Origin of the sequence: Blautia sp. CAG:257, assembly GCF_000433815.1 — a bacterium.
Lineage (GTDB): Bacteria > Bacillota > Clostridia > Lachnospirales > Lachnospiraceae > Blautia_A > Blautia_A caecimuris.
The window spans coordinates 1-1102 of the sequence record NZ_HF999104.1 but is presented as its reverse complement, the minus strand read 5'-3'; the positions used below and the strand labels follow the sequence as shown (position 1 = coordinate 1102).

Annotated in this window: 1 protein-coding gene; it reads left to right on the top strand. The window is 35.2% G+C overall.

Features of this window, described 5'->3' with window-relative positions; genetic code table 11:
- Positions 1-276 precede the first annotated feature (276 nt).
- A complete protein-coding gene (locus QVP40_RS11725) occupies positions 277-900 on the top strand; it encodes a DUF4317 family protein (RefSeq protein ID WP_022068584.1) in 624 nt (207 codons plus the stop codon).
- The last annotated feature ends 202 nt before the right edge of the window (positions 901-1102 follow it).

Sequence of the window (1102 nt, the reverse complement as noted above, 5' to 3'; positions counted from 1 at the left end):
TTGTTTACTGGGAAAAATATATTCTGTACTGACTTTTTTGGTAAATAAAAAATGATCCGCAAGGATGCAATCAGATGGAGTTTTGTAAGCGTCAAATAAGTCAGTATTTTGATTTATGACTTTTTTGCATGGATAATAGTTTTAAACCTTTTAGCGTTTTTAGAGTGGACTCTTAACACTCCCACACAGAAGGTTATTCGTAAACGAATTAACACCCAGGGAACAATGCTGGCGATGTGTCTTGCATTATTAACAGGAGAGGAAAAGAGGAATTTTATGTTAAAGATAAACCGGGAACATATGCTGGAACTTACAAGACGTATGACAGTTTCTCGTACAGCAATGACGCGTATTGCAGGCTGTTATATGGATAAAGATGGATTTGTTGACGGAACCTTTAATACAAATTTTTTGAAATTATCGTCCGCAGACAAAGCCAAAAATCTTTCCATAGCAAAGGCAATTCCTTTTTCAGAAACCAATAAGAATCTAAAAAGATATCAGTTTACAGGACGTGACTCAGTGAAAATGCGTCAGTTGCTTTTAGGGCTGAAATCATGTGCGCTTAAAAATGATGCGCTTTTGGATACATTTTATGATCTGGTCGCAGAAAAATGTCATTTTACTTATGATTATGCAGTGATTTTTTTTCATGGTACTTATGATATTCCCGTAAAAGGAACAGATAAGGAAAGTCTTTGGGATTCTGAAGAGGTTTATGAATATTTAATCTGTGCAATATGTCCGGTAACAGGTGATTATGAGGCAGGTGTTCCGGAATTTGGCTTTATTTTTCCGGCGTTTTGTGACAGAACAGAAGATCCGGATTATATTGATATTTATGAAAAATATTCGGAAAGACCTCATAGTGAACTATATCATCTCCTTGGATTAAAATAAGACAGTTATAATTCCGCTGGCAGACAGAGGGTAACAGAAATCAATTTCCTGCAATTAATTATTGTGATAAGCTGATGTAATTGTTTTTCTGATATATCGTTAAAGAGCCGGGCTGACTGATCTCCGTTACATATTTTGTTATATGAAAAAGGGAGCCCGTTTATGCAATGTCATTTAGTTAAGACATTAAGCAGATGTATTC

What these genes read in the sequence shown, in the direction of transcription:
- QVP40_RS11725 (WP_022068584.1), top strand. Translation starts at nt 277, where the DNA reads ATGTTAAAGATAAACCGGGAACATATGCTGGAACTTACAAGACGTATG.